The organism is Kitasatospora sp. YST-16 (genome assembly GCF_026802215.1).
Lineage (GTDB): Bacteria > Actinomycetota > Actinomycetes > Streptomycetales > Streptomycetaceae > Kitasatospora > Kitasatospora cineracea.
In genome coordinates, this window is the sequence record NZ_CP113837.1 from 4,904,595 (window position 1) to 4,923,923 (window position 19,329).

The following is a 19,329-nucleotide window of genomic DNA, read 5'->3' on the forward strand; positions in this document are numbered from 1 at the left end:
CGCCCCCACCTCCCGACACCCTCAACAGCCCAACGGCTGAATGGCCCAGCCCTGTTCGACCTGGTCGCGGTCCAGGTGGGAGACATCCCCTCCACCGCCGGACGGGCAGGCCGCAGTAGCAGAAGGAGCGTCAATGACCTGGTACCCCGCGCCTCTCAACCGCACCGGCCTTCCCGCCGCCCCACCGCAGGCACCGGCAACCGACCGGCGCGTGCCGTGTACCGGCACGCGCAGGCCTGGCACCGTACGGCCGGGCGGGGGCGATCGCTGCCAACTCCCGGACGGTCCGGAGCCGTCCGGCCCACCGGGCCGGTCGTGCCCGCCACGTCCGCCCGATGCGGCCGACCAGGCTGACACTCGGGTGGCGCGCGGCGGAAACGAGCGGCTCCGACACCTGATCCAGGGCGGCGGGCCACCGGCGGTACACCGCGCGACGGTGGCCGCGGCTCCCGACCGCCTCCTCCCGACCGGGGCGGCACGGGTCGAGCACCGGACGATCCGGCCCACGGGCTGGGCCGCGCCGGTGGCCCCGCCAGATCCGCCCGAGCCCGAGCGGATCGCCCGGGCGGCGCTCACCAGGCTGATCGAGCCGGGCGACGCCGCGATCGGCCGAGCGGTCCAACGGCTGGGCGTGGTCGGGCTGTTGCAGGGGTTCTACGAGGGGGCGCCAGCGAGCAGGCTGGGGCTCGGGACCGACCGGATCACCGCCTACCAGGAGAGGCTGCGAAAGTTCAACCCGGCCACCGACCTGGAGCGGATCACCAAGCTCGGTGGGAAGTTCATCATTCCGGGCGACAGCGAGTGGCCCTCTCAGCTCGACGACCTCGGCGACAGCCGCCCGATCGGGCTGTGGATCCGGGGCCTGCCGACGCAGCGGCTGCCGTCCCTCCGCCTGCTCGCTCTGCGGTCCGTGGCCGTCGTCGGAGCGAGGGCCTGCACCGCGTACGGGCGGCACGTCGCCGGTCAGCTCGGCTCCGAACTGGCCGAGCGCGGCTGGGTGGTGGTGTCCGGCGCGGCCTACGGGGTGGACACCGCCGCGCACCTCGGGGCGCTCGCGGTCAACGGAATGACGATCGCCGTGCTCGCCAGCGGCGTCGACATCTGCTACCCGCGCGGGAACGAGTCACTGATCGAGCGGATCGGCCGGGACGGGCTGCTGGTGAGCGAACTGGCACTCGGGATGAACCCGACCCGGTTCAGGTTCGTGCTGCGGAACCGGGTGATAGCGGCGCTCACCCGCGGCACGGTGGTGGTCGAGGCCGCGCCGCGCAGCGGCGCACTCAGCACCGCCCGGCGGGCCCGGGACCTCAACCGGCACACCATGGGCATCCCCGGCCCGATCACCTCCGAACTCTCGGCGGGCGTGCACACCCTGATCAGGAGCGGGGCGGCCACCATGGTCACCAGTGGTGCCGAGGTGGGCGAGTTGATCGGCGCGATCGGAGCCGACCTAGCGCCGGAGCGGGTCGGGCCGATCCTGCCGAGGGACGCGCTGGAGCCGCCGGTGGCCCGAGTGCTGGAAGCCGTGCCGGCGAGCGCGGACGGCGCGCCGGTCCAACGGCTCGCCCACTACGCGGCGCTCTCAGAGGCCGCGACCGTCCAACACCTCCACGAACTGAGTTCGCTCGGTTTCGTCGAGCGGCACGGAGCGCACTGGAGGCTGGTGCGCCGCAAGTGATCGCATTCGGTCAGAGCCGGACAGGCTGAAGGGTTCCGAACGGGTCAACCGGTCAACAGGAGGTGGTGCAGGGCGAGTTGGGGGACGATGACAGGGCGGAAGAATCGGTCGGGCGCCGCGACGAAGGTCCGGGCCCGGGGCGCTCGGAGTCGGCGCGCAGGTCCGTGCTGGTCGGCGGGTCGGTCAGGCGGGAGCACCCGGGACGGGTCGGGGGCTGTCCGCGACGCGCCGATGGTGCCCTTTGCTGCCACCGGATCGGGCGACGCCCGAGTGGCGGTAGCACTGTGCAGCGACTCGGTCACGCTACGCTCGCGTATGGCGTCCCTATCAGCACATGACTCGGCAGAACGGCGCAGACCAACGCATGCCCACTCACATTCCCGGACACAGGATGACCGGTGACGGTCGGTCCCCGGACGGGACGGGGGCCGAGACCCACAACGCCGCGGAACTGCGGGTCAGGTCCTCGGGAGTCGTGGGAATGACGAGGCCGGGCAACACCCCGACCGCGGCCCCACAGTCCCAGACCCGTCCCGTCCCGTCCTCGCCCCTCCCGCGTCCACCGGCTCCGCCCGGGCCCGCAGCCCGGTCGGCCCCGCCGGGGCCCACCGCCCGGCCGACTCCGGCACGTCCACCGGCCGACCGGACCGGTCAGGTGCTGCCCTGCCCACAGGCGACACAGCCCGTCGCGGTGGCGACATCGCGGCCGCGCGGAGAAGAGGACACCGGTACGAACACCGGCACGGGCGTTCGGCCGGCCGGGCCGGCCAGAGCCGGCGGCGCTCGAATCGGCGGTACCGGTGCGGTCGGTACCAAGGCCGGTGGGGCCAAGGTCGGTGGCCAGGGCGGGGCCGGTCAGGCCGGCAACGGCGATCGGAGCAGCGGTGGGTCGGGCGGTGACCGGCCGCGGCCCGGTCCGGCCACCGCCGAGCCCCCGGCTCCGTCCCCGGCCTCGACTCCGCCCTCCGCCGGGCGCCCGGTACGAGGTCAGGCCAAGCGGGGGGCCCGGGCGAAGGCGAAGGAGTCCTCCGCCCGGAGCGCCCAACTCCGCAGGCAGGCGGGCGGCCCGCCGCCCGCGCGCTCGCCGGAGCCTTCGGTCCGGAACCCCGGTGAGGGCCCGAGCGCCGGGCCAGGTGCACCACCGTCGGTGCCGGTGCCCGCCCCGGCCACCGTTCCGGGCCCGGCCTCGGCTCCCACCGCGGCGGAGACGTCGGTCGGCGCCGCGGCGCCGACCGGGACGGAGGTTCCTGGCGGAGCCGAAGCCCCGGTGGTGGCGAAGCAGGGCGAGAAGGCGTCCGTGAGGACCGATGGCCGGCGGGGCGCGCCGGGTACCTCCGGTGCATCGGGCTCATCGGATGCGTCGGGTCCGTCGAGCGGACGGACCGGCGCGGATGACGGCGCGGAGGCGGGTGCGCGAGCCGGAGCGACGGTGCCCGCGCCGTCCCCCGCACCAGGTGCGCGCAGCGGTGCGGCGGACGAGGGCGGAAAGGGCGGCGACCGGGCGAAGGACACCGACCAGTCCGCGCTGCAGGCGCTGTGGCGCTCGTACAAGGAGACCGGGGACCACGGGCTCCGGGACCAGTTGATCCTGCACTACTCGCCGCTGGTGAAGTACGTGGCGGGCCGGGTCGGGGTCGGGCTGCCGGCCAATGTGGAGCAGGCGGACTTCGTCTCCTCCGGGGTGTTCGGGCTGATCGACGCCATCGAGAAGTTCGACATCGACCGGGCGATCAAGTTCGAGACCTATGCGATCAGCCGGATCCGCGGTGCGATCATCGACGAACTGCGGGCGCTGGACTGGATCCCCAGGTCGGTGCGCCAGAAGGCCAAGGCGGTCGAGCGGGCCTACGCCACGTTGGAGGCCCGGCTGCGGCGGACTCCGCACGACCCCGAGGTGGCGGCCGAGATGGGCATCCCGCTCGACGACCTGCACACCATTTTCAGCCAGTTGTCGCTCGCCAACGTGGTGGCGCTGGACGAACTGCTGCACTCGGCGGGTGAGGGCGGCGACCGGCTCACCCTGATGGAGACGCTGCCGGACAGCGGTGCGGACAACCCGGTCGAGATCGCCGAGGACCGCGAACTCCGGCGGTTGCTCGCCTCGGCGGTCAACACCCTGCCCGAACGGGAGAAGACCGTCGTGACGCTCTACTACTACGAAGGCCTGACGCTGGCGGAGATCGGCCAGGTGCTCGGGGTGACGGAGAGCCGGGTCAGCCAGATCCACACCAAATCGGTGCTGCAGCTGCGGGCGAAGATGTCCGATGCCCGGTGAGCGGCGGCAGGTGCGGGCGACCGGAGGACAGGTGCAGCGCGGCGCGTGGTGGCTGGTGGACGCGTGATGTCGTGTCCACCTGCCGTCAGCGTCCGTACAGTTGGGGAGTGCCGAAAATCCGGGCGGCCACGGTGGCCGAGCATCGACAGTTGCAGCGGGCAGCGCTGCTGCAGGCCGCGCGCGTCCTGCTGGCCGAGGGCGGCCGGGAGGCGCTGAGCTTCGGCGCGCTCGCGGCGCGCGCCGGTCTCGCGCGCTCCTCGGTGTACGAGTACTTCCGCTCCAAGTCCGAACTGGTGGAAGCGCTCTGCACGGTCGACCTCCCGCTCTGGGCGGCCGAGATCGAGGCCGGCATGGCGGTCTGCGACAGTGCGGCCGAGCGGATCGAGGCGTACGTCCGCGGCCAGGTGGCGCTGGCCACCGACCCGGTGCACCGCGCCGTGGTGGCCGTCGCCGAGTACGAACTCGACGACGCCGCGCGGTCCAGGATCCGGGCGGCCCACTCCGGACTGACCGCGATGGTGGTGCGCACCCTGGAGGAACTCGGCCACGGCCGGCCCGGTGTCGCGGCGGCGCTGCTCCAGGGCGTGGTGGAAGCGGCGGTCCGCCAGATCGAACGGGCCCGCGGCGAGGACGGTACCGCCGGAGTCGCGGCCGTCCGGGAGATCGCCGACGCCGCGGTGCGCTTCGCCCTCGACGGCCTGCGCCAGGGCGGCCCCCAGCCGGGGCAGTCGCAGGCGCAGACGCAGGCGGACGACCGCCCCGACCGGCCAGGCGACCCCCACCGTTCCAGCGGCACCGACCGCCCCGGCGGCACCGACCGTCCCGGCGGTACGGACCGCGCCAACGGTGCGGACGAGCAGCCGGAGCCGGACGGGAGCTGACCGGGCGTCAGGGCGGGCCGAGCGGTAGCAGCCGGGCCCGGCCGGAGCCGAGCAGGGCGAGTGGGTCGAGGTAGCGGTCGCCGCGGAGCAGGCCCCAGTGCAGGCAGTGGACCGGGCAGTGTCCGGAGTCGGCGGTCACCGCCCCGATCGGGTCGCCCGCCGCGACGCCCGTGCCGACCGGAGCGGAGCCCGCCACCGGCAGGTAGGTGGTCCGCAGCGGGGGAGTGCCCGAACCCGGGTGGGTCACCACGACCACCGGGCGTCCGGCCACCTGCCCGGCGAAGGTCACCACCCCGGGCGCCGCCGCCCGCACCACCGTGCCCGGCGCGGCCGCCAGGTCCACGCCGCGGTGCCCCGCGGCCCAGCGCGAGGGCGGTGGGTCGAACCGCCGCAGCAGCCCAGCCCGGCCGCCCACCGGCCACACCCGCCCCCGCCCGGGCCCCGGTTCCACGGCGAGGGAACGCACCACCGGGGCGGCCCTCATCGCAAGGGCATCGACCGGAAGAGCCCCGGTCGCAAGGGCCCCGGTCGGAAGGGCCCCGGCCGACGCCGGCGCCAACCCACCGAGCGCCACCACCGATACCAACGCGAACGCCAGCGCCAACGCCAACGCCAGCCCCGGCACCAGCCCCGGCCTCCACCGGCACCGCCACCCCGTCGAGCCATCCCGCCCGTACACACCGCACCTCCGAACCCGTCGAGACCCGCAGCACGGCCGCAGCCCGCACGCCGTCGCGCCGCCCCGTCCGCCGGGGCGGGTCACCAGGGTGGGGCCGGCGCGGTCCGTCGCGCGCGTCGGATTCGGGGCCTGTGGACAGACCGGGGGCTGTGGACAACTGCCGTCCCCCGCAGGAGTGAACGGTGGGCGGCGGGCCGGGCGGGACGGCGCTGAACAGGGTGGCGGGAGCGCCGGGAGTCGCCCGCCGCTCGGGGCTTCCCGTACACTTCACACGCGACCCGGTCTGCCGGGTCGACTTCGCACGCCCCGCCACCGGCGGCCCGCCCCCCTCGGGGGAGCGGCCGTGACGGTGCGAGTGCCGCTCGGTCCGCCGAGCCCGCCGAGGCCGCAAGCCTCGCGCAGGCCGGGCGGCTTGGCACGTCGGGGCGTCAGGCGTGACGGTCGCCCGACCGGCACGGACAAAACCGAGTACCCCGGCACCCCGCAGGGCGCGACTGCCCCCACGGCGCGCCGGGCAACACACGAGGAGCACGGCACATGGCCGTCGTCACGATGCGGGAGCTGCTGGAGAGCGGCGTCCACTTCGGTCACCAGACCCGTCGTTGGAACCCGAAGATGAAGCGCTTCATCTTCACGGAGCGCAACGGCATCTACATCATCGACCTCCTGCAGTCGCTGAACTACATCGACCGCGCCTTCGAGTTCGTCAAGGAGACCGTTGCCCACGGCGGCAGCGTCCTCTTCGTCGGCACCAAGAAGCAGGCCCAGGAGGCCATCGCCGAGCAGGCGACCCGCGTGGGCATGCCGTACGTCAACCAGCGCTGGCTGGGCGGCATGCTGACCAACTTCTCGACCGTCTACAAGCGCCTGCAGCGCCTCAAGGAGCTCGGCGAGATCGACTTCACGGACGTGGCCGGCTCCGGCCTCACCAAGAAGGAGCTCCTGGTCCTCCAGCGCGAGTACGACAAGCTGGAGAAGACCCTCGGCGGTATCCGCGACATGCAGCGCGTGCCCAGCGCCGTCTGGATCGTGGACACCAAGAAGGAGCACATCGCGGTCGGCGAGGCCCGGAAGCTCAACATCCCGGTCGTCGCCATCCTCGACACCAACTGCGACCCGGACGAGGTCGACTACAAGATCCCGGGCAACGACGACGCCATCCGCTCCGTCACCCTGCTGACCCGCGTGATCGCCGACGCCGTCGCCGAGGGCCTGAAGTCCCGCGCCGGTGTCGCCAAGGGCGACACCAAGGCCGAGCCGGGCGCCGACCAGCCGCTGGCCGCCTGGGAGAAGGAGATCCTCGAGGGCGAGAAGGCCGCCGAGGCCCCCGCCGCTGAGGCTGCCGCCACCGAGGCCCCGGCCGAGGCCGCTGCCGAGGCTCCGGCCGCCGAGGCCGAGCAGGCCTGACGCACCACCAGGGTGAGGGGCACCGGCCGGGCTGAGCCGGTGGGTGCCCCTCTCTCCCGTGCCGGGGGTCCGCACCCCGGGCCCCGGCACTTTCCCACGCAGACACGCGAGACGTGAGAAGAGATCACAACCATGGCGAACTTCACCGCCGCGGACGTCAAGAAGCTCCGTGAGCTCACCGGCGCCGGCATGATGGACTGCAAGAAGGCCCTGGACGAGGCCGAGGGCGACGTCCAGAAGGCCGTCGAGCTCCTGCGCATCAAGGGCCAGAAGGGCGTTGCCAAGCGCGAGGGCCGCGACGCCTCCAACGGCGCCGTCGCCGCGCTGATCGCCGAGGACAAGAAGTCCGGCGTCCTGGTCGAGCTGAACTGCGAGACCGACTTCGTCGCCAAGGGCGGCAAGTTCGTCGAGGTCGCCAACGCGATCGCCGCCCACGTGGCCGCCACCTCCCCGGCCGACCTGGAGGCCGCCCTGGCCTCCGAGATCGCCCCGGGCCAGACCGTCCAGCAGTTCGTGGACGAGGCCAACGCGACCCTCGGTGAGAAGATCGTGTTCCGCCGCTTCGCGCAGTTCGACAACGACGGCTTCGTCGGCGTCTACATGCACAAGTCGGACCCGGACCTCCCGCCGACCATCGGTGTCCTCGTCGAGCTCGACCAGGAGAACGCCGACACCGCCAAGGACGTCGCCCAGCACATCGCCGCCTTCGCGCCGAAGTACCTCTCCCGCGAGGAGATCCCGGCCGAGGAGCTCGAGAACGAGCGCCGCGTCGCCGAGGCCACCGCCCGCGAGGAGGGCAAGCCCGAGGCCGCCCTGCCGAAGATCGTCGAGGGCCGGGTCACCGGCTTCGTCAAGGAGAACGCCGTTCTCGAGCAGGCGTTCGCCAAGGACAACAAGAAGACCGTCGCCAAGGTCCTCGACGAGGCCGGCGTCACCCTCAAGCGCTTCGTCCGCTTCCGCGTCGGCGCCTGAGACCCGTTCCCCGCGGTCCGTCCCGCCCCTCCAGGCTCCGTGCCGGACATAAAGTAGGAGGACCGCCCCCGTCCGCGAGGACGGAGGAGCGAGCCGACGAGCCCCCCAGCACCCCCGGGGGAGCGGCGCCGGCACCATGAACGACGAGGAGGCCATTGCCGTGCAGGAGACCGTACCGGTTCCCGCGGCAGTGGCCTCCTCTCGTGTACACGGGCACGGCACCGGGTCCGCGCACCCGGCACCGTGACCAGCACTTTGCAGATCTGCTGACCAGCAGGCGGAGAAGGAGAAAGTCCATGCAGGAGACGCAGGAGACCGCTCCGGGCGGTGCACGCCGCCGGGTACTGCTCAAGCTGTCCGGCGAGGCGTTCGCCGGCGGAGGCGGCCTCGGCGTCGACCCGGACGTGGTGCACGCCATCGCGCGTGAGATCGCCACGGTGGTCCGGGCCGGGACGGAGGTCGCCATCGTGATCGGCGGCGGCAACTTCTTCCGCGGCGCCGAGCTCCAGCAGCGCGGCATGGACCGGGCCCGCTCCGACTACATGGGCATGCTCGGCACCGTGATGAACTGCCTGGCGCTCCAGGACTTCCTGATCAAGGAGGGCATGGAGACCCGGGTGCAGACCGCCATCACGATGGGCCAGGTCGCCGAGCCGTACCTGCCGCTGCGCGCCATCCGGCACCTGGAGAAGGGCCGCGTGGTGATCTTCGGCGCCGGTATGGGCATGCCCTACTTCTCCACCGACACCACCGCCGTCCAGCGCGCGCTGGAGATCCACGCCGACGTCCTGCTGATGGGCAAGAACGGCGTGGACGGCGTGTACGACTCCGACCCGCGCACCAACGCGGCCGCGGTCCGGTTCGACGCGCTGGACTACACCGAGGTGATCTCCCGCGACCTCAAGGTCGCCGACCTGACCGCGATCACCCTGTGCAAGGACAACGGCCTGCCGATCCTGGTCTTCGAGCTGCTCGCCGAGGGCAATATCGCCCGCGCGGTCAAGGGTGAGAAGATCGGCACACTCATCAGCGAGGATTCCGCCCGGGCCTAGCCGTCGGGGTTCCGAGCAGCAACAGCCGTCCGGGGCACCGGTACGGGACAACAGCAGATGAACCGGACAGGGAGCACACAGTGATCGATGAGACCCTCCTCGAGGCCGAGGAGAAGATGGAGAAGGCCGTCGCCGTCGCCAAGGACGACCTCGCCGCCATCCGCACCGGGCGCGCGCACCCGGCGATGTTCGCCAAGATTGTCGCGGAGTACTACGGTGCCCTGACGCCGATCAACCAGCTGGCCTCGTTCTCCGTGCCGGAGCCGCGGATGGCGATGGTCACCCCGTTCGACAAGACCGCGCTGAAGGCCATCGAGACCGCGATCCGGGACTCGGACCTGGGCGTCAACCCGTCGAACGACGGCTCCGTCATCCGGGTGGTGCTGCCCCAGCTCACCGAGGAGCGCCGCCGCGAGTACATCAAGCAGGCCCGCGGCAAGGGCGAGGACGCCAAGGTCTCGGTCCGCTCGATCCGCCGCAAGGCCAAGGACGCGATCGACAAGCTGGTCAAGGACAAGGAGATCGGCGAGGACGACGGCCGCCGCGGCGAGAAGGAGCTCGACGACCTGACCGCCAAGTTCGTGGCGCAGATCGACGAGCTGCTCAAGCACAAGGAAGCCGAGCTGCTGGAGGTCTGATCCGGACCCCGCCCGCAGCGCCCCGGACCGGCGGCCCGACCGCCCGGCCCGGGGCGCGGCTCCACCCGGGCCCGCCCCGCTCCGGCCGGGGCCGCCCCGACGGCCCGGCCCGGCCGACACCAAACGGGTCACGCGCGGCGGCCTCCGGCATGACGAGGGGGCGGCCCGGCACAGACTCAGTTCATGCCCCCCGCCCAGGAGACCTCCGTGGCCCAGACCGACCAGCAGCCCCGCAAGCCGCGCGGCGGCCGCAACCTGCCCGCCGCGATAGGCGTGGGCGTCGGACTCGGGGCGGTGATCGCGGCCTCGCTGTTCGTGGTCAAGGCGGTCTTCATGGTGGTCGTCGCGGCTGCCGTCGCCGTCGGCATCTGGGAGCTCACCAGCCGGCTCGCCGAGCGCAAGGACGTCCGCGTCCCGCAGGTCCCGCTGCTGGTCGGCGGCGTGGGCATGGTCGTCACCGGCTACTTCGAGGGTGGCCAGTGGGCCGCGGCGATCCTCGCGGTGACCGGGCTGGCGATGATGGTGGCCCGGATGGCCACCCCGCCGGAGAACTACCTGCGCGACATAACGGCCGGCGTCTTCACCGCCTTCTACGTGCCGTTCCTGGCCACCTTCGTCGCCCTGATCCTGGCCGCGGACGACGGCGCCTGGCGGATCCTGCTGTTCCTGGTCGTCACGATCTGCTCCGACACCGGCGCGTACGCCGTGGGCTACAAGTTCGGCCGCACCAAGCTGGCACCGACCATCAGCCCCGGCAAGACCCGCGAGGGCCTGGCGGGCGGCATCGGCCTGTCGATGATCGCGGGCGCGCTGCTGATGCACTTCCTGATCGACGGCGGCACCTGGTGGCAGGGCCTGATCCTGGGCGGCTGCGCGGCGGTCACCGCGACCCTCGGCGACCTCGCCGAGTCGATGATCAAGCGCGACCTCGGGATCAAGGACATGGGCACCCTGCTGCCCGGCCACGGCGGCATCATGGACCGGCTGGACTCCCTGCTGCCCACCGCCCCGGTGGTCTGGCTGCTGCTCGCCGCCTTCGTCGGCAGCTGAACCCGGCCCCTCGCCCTCCACGGCCCCCGCGACGCCACCGCGTCCGGGGGCCGTTCGGCATCTGCGACACTGGACGGACCATGCCTAAGCCCGGAGAACTGACCTTTGTCGCGCCGCGCGGCGCCAAGCCCCCGCGACACCTCGCCGACCTCAGCCCTGCCGGGCGCAAGGAGGCCGTCGCCGAGCTGGGCGAACAGCCGTTCCGCGCGAAGCAGTTGTCGAACCACTACTTCGGCCGGATGTCCGCCGACCCGGAGAGCTGGACGGACATCCCGGCGGCGAGCCGGACGAAGCTGACCGAGGCGCTGCTGCCCGAGCTGATGTCCGTGGTGCGGCACGTCTCCTGCGACGACGACGCCACCCGCAAGACGCTGTGGAAGCTGTTCGACGGCACGCTGGTCGAGTCGGTGCTGATGCGCTACCCGGACCGCGTCACGATGTGCATCAGTTCGCAGGCCGGCTGCGGCATGAACTGCCCGTTCTGCGCGACCGGCCAGGCCGGGCTGACCCGGAACCTGTCCACCGCAGAGATCGTCGAGCAGATCGCGTCCGGCATGCGCGACCTCAAGTCCGGGGCGGTCCCCGGCGGCGAGGCCCGGCTGTCGAACGTGGTGTTCATGGGCATGGGCGAGCCGCTGGCCAACTACAACCGGGTGCTGTCGGCGATCCGCCGCCTCACCGACCCGGCGCCGGACGGCTTCGGCCTCTCGCAGCGCGGCATCACCGTCTCCACCGTCGGCCTGGTCCCGGCCATGCACCGCTTCGCGGACGAGGGCCTGAGCTGCCGCCTCGCGCTGTCGCTGCACGCGCCGGACGACGAGCTGCGCGACGAGCTGGTGCCGGTCAACACCCGCTGGAAGGTCGACGAGGTGCTGGACGCCGCGTGGAACTACGCGGAGAAGTCCGGCCGCCGGGTGTCCATCGAGTACGCGCTGATCAAGGACATCAACGACCAGGCGTGGCGGGCGGACCTGCTCGGCCGCCTGATCAAGAACCGCCGGGTGCACGTGAACCTGATCCCGCTCAACCCGACCCCGGGTTCGAAGTGGACGGCCTCCCGGCCCGAGGACGAGCGCGAGTTCGTCCGTCGCCTGCAGGCCCACGGCGTGCCCACCACCGTCCGCGACACCCGCGGCCAGGAGATCGACGGGGCCTGCGGCCAGCTCGCCGCCGCGGGCTGAGCCCGGATGCGGCGGGGCCCGGAAGGACGACGTCCTTCCGGGCCCCGGTCGTGTCCGCGGTCCTACAGCGGGCAGAGCAGCACCGTCAGCCCGCCGGTCAGCAGCAGGACGGTGCCGGTGGCGAGGGTGCGCAGGGCGACCGTGCCGGTGAGCAGGCCGGGCGGGGTGCCGAGGCGGTCGAGGGCGTCGAGGGTGGGGCCGCGGTCGGCGCGCAGTTCGTGCAGGCGGGCGGCGAGGGCCGCGACCGCGCAGGCGAGCACCAGGGCGCCCTCGACCAGGGTCAGGCCGGGGACCTCGGCTCCGGTCCGGGCCCAGCTGCGCCAGGCGACCAGCAGCAGCGCGACGACCGCGGTGAGGACGGCCAGCGGGGTGCCGAGGCGGCGGGCCTGGGCGGTGAGCGCCCGGCCGGCCAGCAGCCGGAGCGGGGTGGGCAGGCGCAGGGCGAGCAGCCGTCCGGTGAGGGCGAGCAGCGGCCCGGTCCACAGCGCGAGGGCGAGCGCGGTGAGCGTCCAGCCGGTGAGCAGGGCGGGGCTGGTGTCGGGGAGCCCGGCGGGCAGCGCGAGGGTGCGGTCGGCGTCGGTGGCGTCGGGGCGCAGCCCGTACAGTTCGAGGCCGAGTCCGGCGAGCAGGACGGGGGCGGGCAGCAGCAGCCGCAGCGGGGTGTGGCGGGAGCGGGCGGGTGCGGCCGGCCGGCCGGGGAGGCCCTCGGGGAAGCGGATCGCGCAGGCCGCGGAGACCCCGGCGACCAGCGGGAGGACCGCGAGCAGGGCGACCGGGGCGGCGGCGGGCAGCGGGACGCCCATGCCGATGTCGGGGGCGAGCGCGGGCCCGGCGATGTCGTTGCGCAGGATCAGGAACAGCAGCAGGGTGACGGCGGAGCCGAGCGCGCAGGCGAGCGCGATCTCGCCGGCGACCAGCAGCCGGATCCGGGTGGGTCCGGCGCCGGCCGCGGTGAGGCCGGTGATCCGCTCGGGGTGCTGGGCGGGGACGGCCCGGGCGGCGACGGCGGCGAACCAGGCGACGGCGGCGAGCGGCGGCAGGCACCAGAGCAGCCGTTCGAGGTTGCCCCCGGTGCCGTTCAGGGCGCGGCCGAGGGCGCGCAGCAGGAAGGCGGCGACCACGGCGGCGGCGGTCGCGGTGAGCAGCCAGCGGGCGAGGTCGAGGGCGCGGTAGCCGCGGGCGAGCCTGAGGTAGTACACGGCGTCCCCCTCAGTTCCCGGCGGCGACGGCGGCGGGTTCGGCCGCGATCCGGCCGTCGACCAGTTGGACGGTGCGGTCGGCGAACCGGGCGAGCGCCGGGTCGTGGGTGGCCAGCACCAGCGTCAGGCGGTGCGAGCGGGCGGCGCTGGCCAGTATCCGGGTGACCTGTTCGCGGGCGTCGCGGTGCAGCGGCGCGGTGGGGTCGTCGGCGAAGACGACCGGGGGCTGGGCGGCGAGGGCGCGGGCGACGGCGATCCGCTGGCGCCGGTCCTGCTGGAGGTCGGCGGGGCGCAGCTTGGCGCAGTCGGCGACGTCGAGGCGCTCCAGCCACTCGGCGGCGGCCCGGTGGGCGGCCCGGTGGCCGGCGCCGGCCAGCAGCAGCGGGAGGGCGACGTTCTCCCGGGCGGTCAGTTCCGGGACCAGGTGCGGCTCGGGGCCGACGTAGCCGAAGCGCTCGCGGCGGAGCTTCTCGCGGCCGGCCCGGCCCAGGGTGTGCACGGGGGCGCTGTGGAACCAGACCTCGCCCTCGTCGACCGGGAGTTGCGCGGACAGGCAGCCGAGCAGGGTGGACTTGCCGGAGCCGCGCGGGCCGGTGACGGCGAGGATCTCGCCCTCGCGGACGCCCAGGGAGACGCCGCGCAGGGCGGGGGTGCCCTGGTGGGACTTGACGATCCCCCGGGCCCAGAGCACGTCGTTGTCGGGCGGGGCCGCTGACATGAGATCCATCCAGGTGCCGACGGGGATATGACAGTCGTCAGATTAGAACGATCGGGCGGTGCCGCGGGCGCGCCGCACGGGGCCGATCCGGGACGAATCACCTCGAACGCGGCGTGTCGGGCGGCAGATTCACCCCGGCGGCGGGCCGGATCGCGGGCGCCCGCGGGTGCGGACGCGCCGAAGGGCGGTCCCGGCGTGAGGAGCCGGGACCGCCCTTCGGTGGAGGGTGGGGAAGGAGGATCAGATCTTCTGCCACGCGTCGGAGAGGCTGGTCCGCAGGATCTGCTCGATCTCGTCGAAGGTCGACTGGTCGGAGATCAGCGGCGGGGCCAGCTGGACGACCGGGTCGCCGCGGTCGTCGGCGCGGCAGTACAGGCCGTTGTCGAACAGGGCCTTGGACAGGAAGCCGTACAGGACGCGCTCGACCTCGTCGTCGTTGAACGACTCCTTGGTGACCTTGTCCTTGACGAGCTCGATGCCGTAGAAGTACCCGTTGCCGCGGACGTCGCCGACGATCGGCAGGTCGCGCAGCTTGTTCAGGGTGGCCAGGAACTTCGACTCGTTGTCGAGGACGTGCTGGTTCAGGCCCTCGCGCTCGAAGATGTCGAGGTTGGCCAGCGCCACCGCGGAGGAGACCGGGTGGCCGCCGAAGGTGTAGCCGTGCAGGAAGGTGTTGTCGCCCTTGTAGAACGGCTCGGCGAGGCGGTCCGAGATGATCGTGGCGCCGATCGGGGAGTAGCCCGAGGTCATGCCCTTGGCGCAGGTGATCATGTCGGGCTGGTAGCCGAACTTGTCGGCGCCGAACATGGTGCCGAGGCGGCCGAAGGCGCAGATGACCTCGTCCGAGACCAGCAGCACGTCGTGGCGGTCGCAGATCTCGCGCAGGCGCTGGAAGTACCCGGGCGGCGGCGGGAAGCAGCCGCCGGCGTTCTGCACCGGCTCGACGAAGACGGCGGCGACGGTCTCGGGGCCCTCGAAGAGGATGGCCTGCTCGACCTCGTCGGCGGCCCAGCGGCCGTAGGCCTCCGGGTCGACGGTGCCGTCGGGGCCGGCCAGGAAGGCCGGGGCGCGGTAGATGTTGGTGTTCGGGGCCTTGTGGGTGCCCGGCACCAGCGGCTCGAACGGGGCCTTCAGGCCCGGCAGGCCGGTGATCGACAGCGCACCCTGCGGGGTGCCGTGGTAGGCGACGGCGCGGGAGATGACCTTGTACTTGGTCGGCTTGCCGGTCAGCTTGAAGTACTGCTTGGCCAGCTTCCACGCGGTCTCGACGGCCTCGCCGCCACCGGTGGAGAAGAACACCTTGTTCAGGTCGCCCGGGGCGTAGTTGGCCAGGCGCTCGGCCAGCTCGACGGCCTTCGGGTGGGCGTAGCTCCACACCGGGAAGAAGGCCAGCTCCTTGGCCTGCTTGGCGGCGGCCTCGGCCAGCTCCTCGCGGCCGTGGCCCGCCTGCACCACGAACAGGCCGGCCAGGCCGTCGAGGTACTTGCGGCCCTTGTCGTCCCAGACGTAGGTGCCCTCGCCCTTGACGATCGTCGGCACGGGGGAGTTCTCGTACGACGACATGCGGGTGAAGTGCATCCACAGGTGGTCGTAGGCGGTCTTGGAAAGGTCCTTCTGCGCCGGGTCGGCTGTCATCGGGTGCCCCAGGTGTAGGTCTGTTTCCGGAGTTTCAGGTAAACGAAGCTCTCGGTGCTCCGCACGCCGGGAAGCGCGCGGATGCGCTTGTTGATCAGTTCGAGCAGGTGCTCGTCGTCCTCGCACACCAGCTCGGCGAGGAGGTCGAACGAACCCGCGGTGCACACCACGTAGTCGACCTCGTCGAAGGCGGCCAGCGCGTCGGCCACCGGCTCGATGTCGCCCTCCACCCGGATGCCCACCATCGCCTGGCGGGTGAATCCGACGGTGAGCGGATCGGTCACGGCGACGATCTGCATCACGCCCTGGTCGAGCAGCTTCTGGACGCGCTGCCGGACGGCCGCCTCGGACAGGCCCACGGCCTTGCCGATGGCGGCGTACGGACGGCGCCCGTCCTCCTGGAGCTGCTCGATGATCGCCTTGGAGGCGGCGTCGAGGGGAACGCTGGCGTTCCGGTCACGGTTGGCCACGCCGCCACTGTGCCTGACGGGCGGCGGAACCGCAAGCTCCCGAGCTGCTGATTTCGTTGCCCATTCGAAGATCGGGCGCGGAAAGCGTGGCCTCTGGCGACGAACCCTGTCGATAACGGCAGTGACATGGGTACCCTGGCTACGTACACGCGCGAGCCTGCACACCGCCGATCGTGGCTTGTCGCTGACATGCCGTGCCCATCCCGGCCCAGGGGTAACCTGGCGCCCGGGGCTGCAACGACGCAGGCCCAGACCGAGGAGAGACCGTGAGCGAGCTTCGTACGCTGCGCAACTACATCAACGGCGAGTTCGTCGACGCTGCGGACGGCCGCACGCTCGACGTCGTCGACCCGACCACGGGCGAGGTCTACGCGACCTCCCCGCTCTCCGGCGCGGCCGACGTGGACGCCGCGATGGCAGCCGCGGCCGCGGCCTTCCCGGTCTGGCGGGACTCCACCCCGTCCACCCGGCAGAAGCTGCTGCTCAAGATCGCCGACGCGGTCGAGGCCCGGGCCGACGAGATCGTCGACGCCGAGGTCCGCAACACCGGCAAGCCGCGCGGGCTGACCCTCTCCGAGGAGATCGGCCCGATGGTCGACCAGCTGCGCTTCTTCGCCGGTGCCGCCCGCCTGCTGGAGGGCAAGGCCGCGGGCGAGTACATGGACGGCATGACCTCGATCGTCCGCCGCGAGCCGGTCGGCGTCTGCGCGCAGGTCGCCCCGTGGAACTACCCGATGATGATGGCGGTGTGGAAGTTCGCCCCGGCGATCGCCGCCGGCAACGCCGTGGTGCTCAAGCCCTCCGACACCACCCCCGCCTCCACCGTGCTGCTCGCCGAGATCATCGGCGGTGTGCTCAAGGAGCTGGAGCTGCCGGCCGGCGTCTTCAACGTGATCTGCGGCGACCGCGAGACCGGCCGCCTGATGGTCGAGCACCGCACCCCGGCGATGGCCTCCATCACCGGCTCGGTCCGGGCCGGCATGCAGGTCGCCGAGTCCGCCGCGAAGGACGTCAAGCGGGTCCACCTGGAGCTCGGCGGCAAGGCCCCGGTCGTGGTCTTCGAGGACGCCGACATCGACGAGGCCGTCGAGGGCATCTCGGTGGCCGGCTACTTCAACGCCGGCCAGGACTGCACCGCCGCCACCCGCGTCCTGGTGCACGAGTCGATCCACGACGCCTTCGTCGAGGCCCTCGCCAAGGCCGCCGCCGACACCAAGACCGGCGGCGTGGACGACGAGGACGTCCTCTACGGCCCGCTCAACAACGCCAACCAGCTCCAGCAGGTGGCCGGCTTCATCGAGCGCCTCCCCGCGCACGCCAAGGTCGAGGCCGGCGGCCACCGGGTCGGCGACAAGGGCTACTTCTGGGCGGCGACCGTGGTCTCCGGCCTCCAGCAGGACGACGAGATCATCCAGAACGAGGTCTTCGGCCCGGTCATCACCGTGCAGAAGTTCACCGACGAGGACCAGGCCGTCGCGTACGCCAACGGCGTCGAGTACGCGCTCGCCTCCTCGGTGTGGACCAAGGACCACGCCCGCGCGATGCGGATGTCCCGCCGGCTGGACTTCGGCTGCGTGTGGATCAACACCCACATCCCGCTGGTCGCCGAGATGCCGCACGGCGGGTTCAAGAAGTCCGGCTACGGCAAGGACCTGTCGTCGTACGGGTTCGAGGACTACACCCGGATCAAGCACGTCATGACCGCGATCTAGCGGGTCATGACCGTCGGGCGCAGTATGACCGCGATCTAGCGGGTCATGACCGTCGGGCGCAGTATGACCGCGATTTAGCGGGTCGTGACCATCAGGCGCAGCATGACCGCGATCTGATCGCGCAGCGCAGCGCCGAGGGCAGGGGCGCGAGGAACCGGGCCGTAGGCCATCGCTCCACGTGAGTGGGTGGCCGGGCGCGCAGTTCCTCGCGCCCCTGGCGCTTGCGGCCGTCAATGTGTCAGGGTGCGGCGCGACGCGCGTGACACGATGAAGCTGCCCCCGGCCGGGGCTGCTCCCTACGCTGGTCGCATGAGCACTCCCACCGCTGACTCGGTCGCCGGGCAGGCCGTCAAGGCCGCCGACCGCGCGCACGTCTTCCACTCGTGGTCCGCCCAGGCGCTGATCGACCCCCTCGCGGTGGCCGGTGCCGAGGGCTCCTACTTCTGGGACTACGAGGGCAACCGCTACCTGGACTTCTCCTCGCAGCTGGTGAACACCAACATCGGGCACCAGCACCCGAAGGTGGTCGCCGCGATCCAGGCGAAGGCCGCCCAGCTGTGCACCATCGCCCCGGGCTTCGCCGAGGAGTCGCGCAGCGAGGCCGCCCGGCTGATCGCCGAGCGCACCCCCGGCGACCTGGACAAGATCTTCTTCACCAACGGCGGCGCCGAGGCGAACGAGAACGCGATCCGGATGGCCCGGCTGCACACCGGCCGGCACAAGGTGCTCTCCACCTACCGCTCGTACCACGGCGCCACCGCCAACGCGATCGCCCTGACCGGCGACCCGCGCCGCTGGGCGAACGAGGCGGGCGTCTCGGGCATCGTGCACTTCTGGGGCCCGTACCCGTACCGCTCGAACTTCCACGCGGAGAACGAGGCGCAGGAGTGCGAGCGCGCGCTGGCGCACCTGGAGCAGACCATCGCGTTCGAGGGCCCGGGCACCGTCGCGGCGATCATCCTGGAGACGGTGGTCGGCACCGCGGGCATCCTGGTGCCGCCGGCCGGGTACCTGGCGGGCGTGCGGGAGATCTGCGACCGGTACGGGATCGTGTTCATCCTGGACGAGGTGATGGCCGGGTTCGGCCGCACCGGCGCGTGGTTCGCCGCCGACCACTGGGGCATCACCCCGGACCTGCTGACCTTCGCCAAGGGCGTCAACTCCGGCTACCTGCCGCTGGGCGGCGTGGCGATCTCCGGGGCGATCGCGGAGACCTTCGCGCAGAAGGCGTTCCCGGGCGGCCTGACCTACTCGGGGCACCCGCTGGCCTGCGCCTCCGCGGTGGCGACGATCAACACGATGGCCGAGGAGGGCATCGTGGAGAACGCCAGGCTGATCGGCGAGAGCGTGCTCGGCCCCGGCCTGCGCGAGCTGGCCGAGCGGCACTCCTCGATCGGCGAGGTGCGCGGCCTGGGCGTGTTCTGGGCGCTGGACCTGGTGAAGGACCGGGAGACCCGCGAGCCGCTGGTGCCGTACAACGCGGCCGGCGCCGACAACGCGCCGATGGCGCAGCTCGCGGCGGCCTGCAAGCAGCGCGGCCTGTGGCCGTTCACCAACATGAACCGCTTCCACGTGGTGCCGCCGTGCAACGTCAGCGAGGAGGAGGCCAAGGCGGGCCTCGCCGTGCTGGACGAGGTGCTCACCCTCACCGACGCACACGTGATCTGACGATCCTTCATCTTTTCTTCATAGGGGCTCCGGGAAAACCGCCCGGGGCCCCTTGATGTCTTTGCTCATCAGATCAGTACGATGATTCGCCTGACCTGAGAGCAAAGGAAATGT

The 19,329-nt window shown here is 72.4% G+C and carries 15 protein-coding genes and 1 pseudogene; 11 read left to right on the forward strand and 5 right to left on the reverse strand.

Annotated elements, in window-relative coordinates:
- The first annotated feature begins 436 nt into the window (after positions 1 to 436).
- The 3 genes and pseudogenes from dprA to OU787_RS22485 form a co-directional block, all read left to right on the forward strand.
- Positions 437 to 1,678: a DNA-processing protein DprA gene (gene dprA, locus OU787_RS22475; protein WP_268660370.1), complete on the forward strand. Its 1,242-nt coding sequence runs from the start codon at positions 437 to 439 to the stop codon at positions 1,676 to 1,678.
- A 481-nt stretch (positions 1,679 to 2,159) separates the two neighbouring features.
- Positions 2,160 to 3,953, forward strand: a complete 1,794-nt coding sequence (whiG, locus tag OU787_RS34615; protein WP_327059411.1) for an RNA polymerase sigma factor WhiG — start codon at positions 2,160 to 2,162, stop codon at positions 3,951 to 3,953.
- Positions 3,954 to 4,084: 131 nt separating this feature from the next.
- A pseudogene (locus tag OU787_RS22485) lies at positions 4,085 to 4,657 on the forward strand (TetR/AcrR family transcriptional regulator); the annotation flags it as partial.
- A 184-nt stretch (positions 4,658 to 4,841) separates the two neighbouring features.
- Here the strand turns inward: OU787_RS22485 and OU787_RS22490 are convergent.
- Positions 4,842 to 5,249, reverse strand: coding sequence for a M23 family metallopeptidase (locus OU787_RS22490; protein ID WP_268660371.1), 408 nt, complete (start codon positions 5,247 to 5,249; stop codon positions 4,842 to 4,844).
- An 801-nt stretch (positions 5,250 to 6,050) separates the two neighbouring features.
- Here OU787_RS22490 and rpsB point away from each other — a divergent pair.
- The 6 genes from rpsB (at position 6,051) to rlmN (ending at position 11,813) form a co-directional block, all read left to right on the forward strand.
- Complete coding sequence (rpsB, locus tag OU787_RS22495) at positions 6,051 to 6,920, forward strand: 30S ribosomal protein S2 (protein ID WP_030458791.1); 870 nt, start codon at positions 6,051 to 6,053, stop codon at positions 6,918 to 6,920.
- A gap of 132 nt (positions 6,921 to 7,052) precedes the next feature.
- A complete protein-coding gene (tsf, locus tag OU787_RS22500) occupies positions 7,053 to 7,892 on the forward strand; it encodes a translation elongation factor Ts (RefSeq protein ID WP_030458790.1) in 840 nt (279 codons plus the stop codon).
- 296 nt (positions 7,893 to 8,188) lie between these two features.
- Complete coding sequence (pyrH, locus tag OU787_RS22505; RefSeq protein ID WP_030458789.1) at positions 8,189 to 8,944, forward strand: UMP kinase; 756 nt, start codon at positions 8,189 to 8,191, stop codon at positions 8,942 to 8,944.
- 80 nt (positions 8,945 to 9,024) lie between these two features.
- Positions 9,025 to 9,582, forward strand: a complete 558-nt coding sequence (frr, locus tag OU787_RS22510) for a ribosome recycling factor (protein WP_030458788.1) — start codon at positions 9,025 to 9,027, stop codon at positions 9,580 to 9,582.
- A 183-nt stretch (positions 9,583 to 9,765) separates the two neighbouring features.
- Positions 9,766 to 10,632, forward strand: a complete 867-nt coding sequence (locus OU787_RS22515) for a phosphatidate cytidylyltransferase (RefSeq protein ID WP_030458787.1) — start codon at positions 9,766 to 9,768, stop codon at positions 10,630 to 10,632.
- Positions 10,633 to 10,712: 80 nt separating this feature from the next.
- Positions 10,713 to 11,813, forward strand: coding sequence for a 23S rRNA (adenine(2503)-C(2))-methyltransferase RlmN (gene rlmN / locus OU787_RS22520; protein ID WP_268660372.1), 1,101 nt, complete (start codon positions 10,713 to 10,715; stop codon positions 11,811 to 11,813).
- A gap of 62 nt (positions 11,814 to 11,875) precedes the next feature.
- Here the strand turns inward: rlmN and OU787_RS22525 are convergent, their stop codons facing one another.
- The 4 genes from OU787_RS22525 to OU787_RS22540 all read right to left on the reverse strand — a co-directional run bounded on the left by OU787_RS22525 (position 11,876) and on the right by OU787_RS22540 (position 15,835).
- Positions 11,876 to 13,012, reverse strand: coding sequence for a hypothetical protein (locus tag OU787_RS22525; protein WP_268660373.1), 1,137 nt, complete (start codon positions 13,010 to 13,012; stop codon positions 11,876 to 11,878).
- A 10-nt stretch (positions 13,013 to 13,022) separates the two neighbouring features.
- On the reverse strand, positions 13,023 to 13,730 hold the full coding sequence (locus tag OU787_RS22530) for an ABC transporter ATP-binding protein (RefSeq protein WP_030458784.1): 708 nt from the start codon (positions 13,728 to 13,730) through the stop codon (positions 13,023 to 13,025).
- Positions 13,731 to 13,970: 240 nt separating this feature from the next.
- The gene (locus tag OU787_RS22535) at positions 13,971 to 15,365 is read right to left on the reverse strand and encodes an aspartate aminotransferase family protein (protein WP_030458783.1); all 1,395 of its coding nucleotides are present in this window, start codon (positions 15,363 to 15,365) and stop codon (positions 13,971 to 13,973) included.
- Positions 15,362 to 15,835, reverse strand: coding sequence for an Lrp/AsnC family transcriptional regulator (locus OU787_RS22540; RefSeq protein WP_030458782.1), 474 nt, complete (start codon positions 15,833 to 15,835; stop codon positions 15,362 to 15,364). Before OU787_RS22540 ends, OU787_RS22535 begins: the two co-directional genes overlap by 4 nt.
- 266 nt (positions 15,836 to 16,101) lie before the next feature.
- On the opposite strand from OU787_RS22540, the gene OU787_RS22545 reads away from it, so the two are divergent.
- Together OU787_RS22545 and OU787_RS22550 are read left to right on the forward strand one after the other, a co-directional pair.
- Entirely contained in the window at positions 16,102 to 17,547 is a 1,446-nt protein-coding gene (locus OU787_RS22545) for a gamma-aminobutyraldehyde dehydrogenase (RefSeq protein ID WP_030458781.1), read from the forward strand.
- A gap of 309 nt (positions 17,548 to 17,856) precedes the next feature.
- The gene (locus OU787_RS22550) at positions 17,857 to 19,215 is read left to right on the forward strand and encodes an aspartate aminotransferase family protein (RefSeq protein WP_268660374.1); all 1,359 of its coding nucleotides are present in this window, start codon (positions 17,857 to 17,859) and stop codon (positions 19,213 to 19,215) included.
- The last annotated feature ends 114 nt before the right edge of the window (positions 19,216 to 19,329 follow it).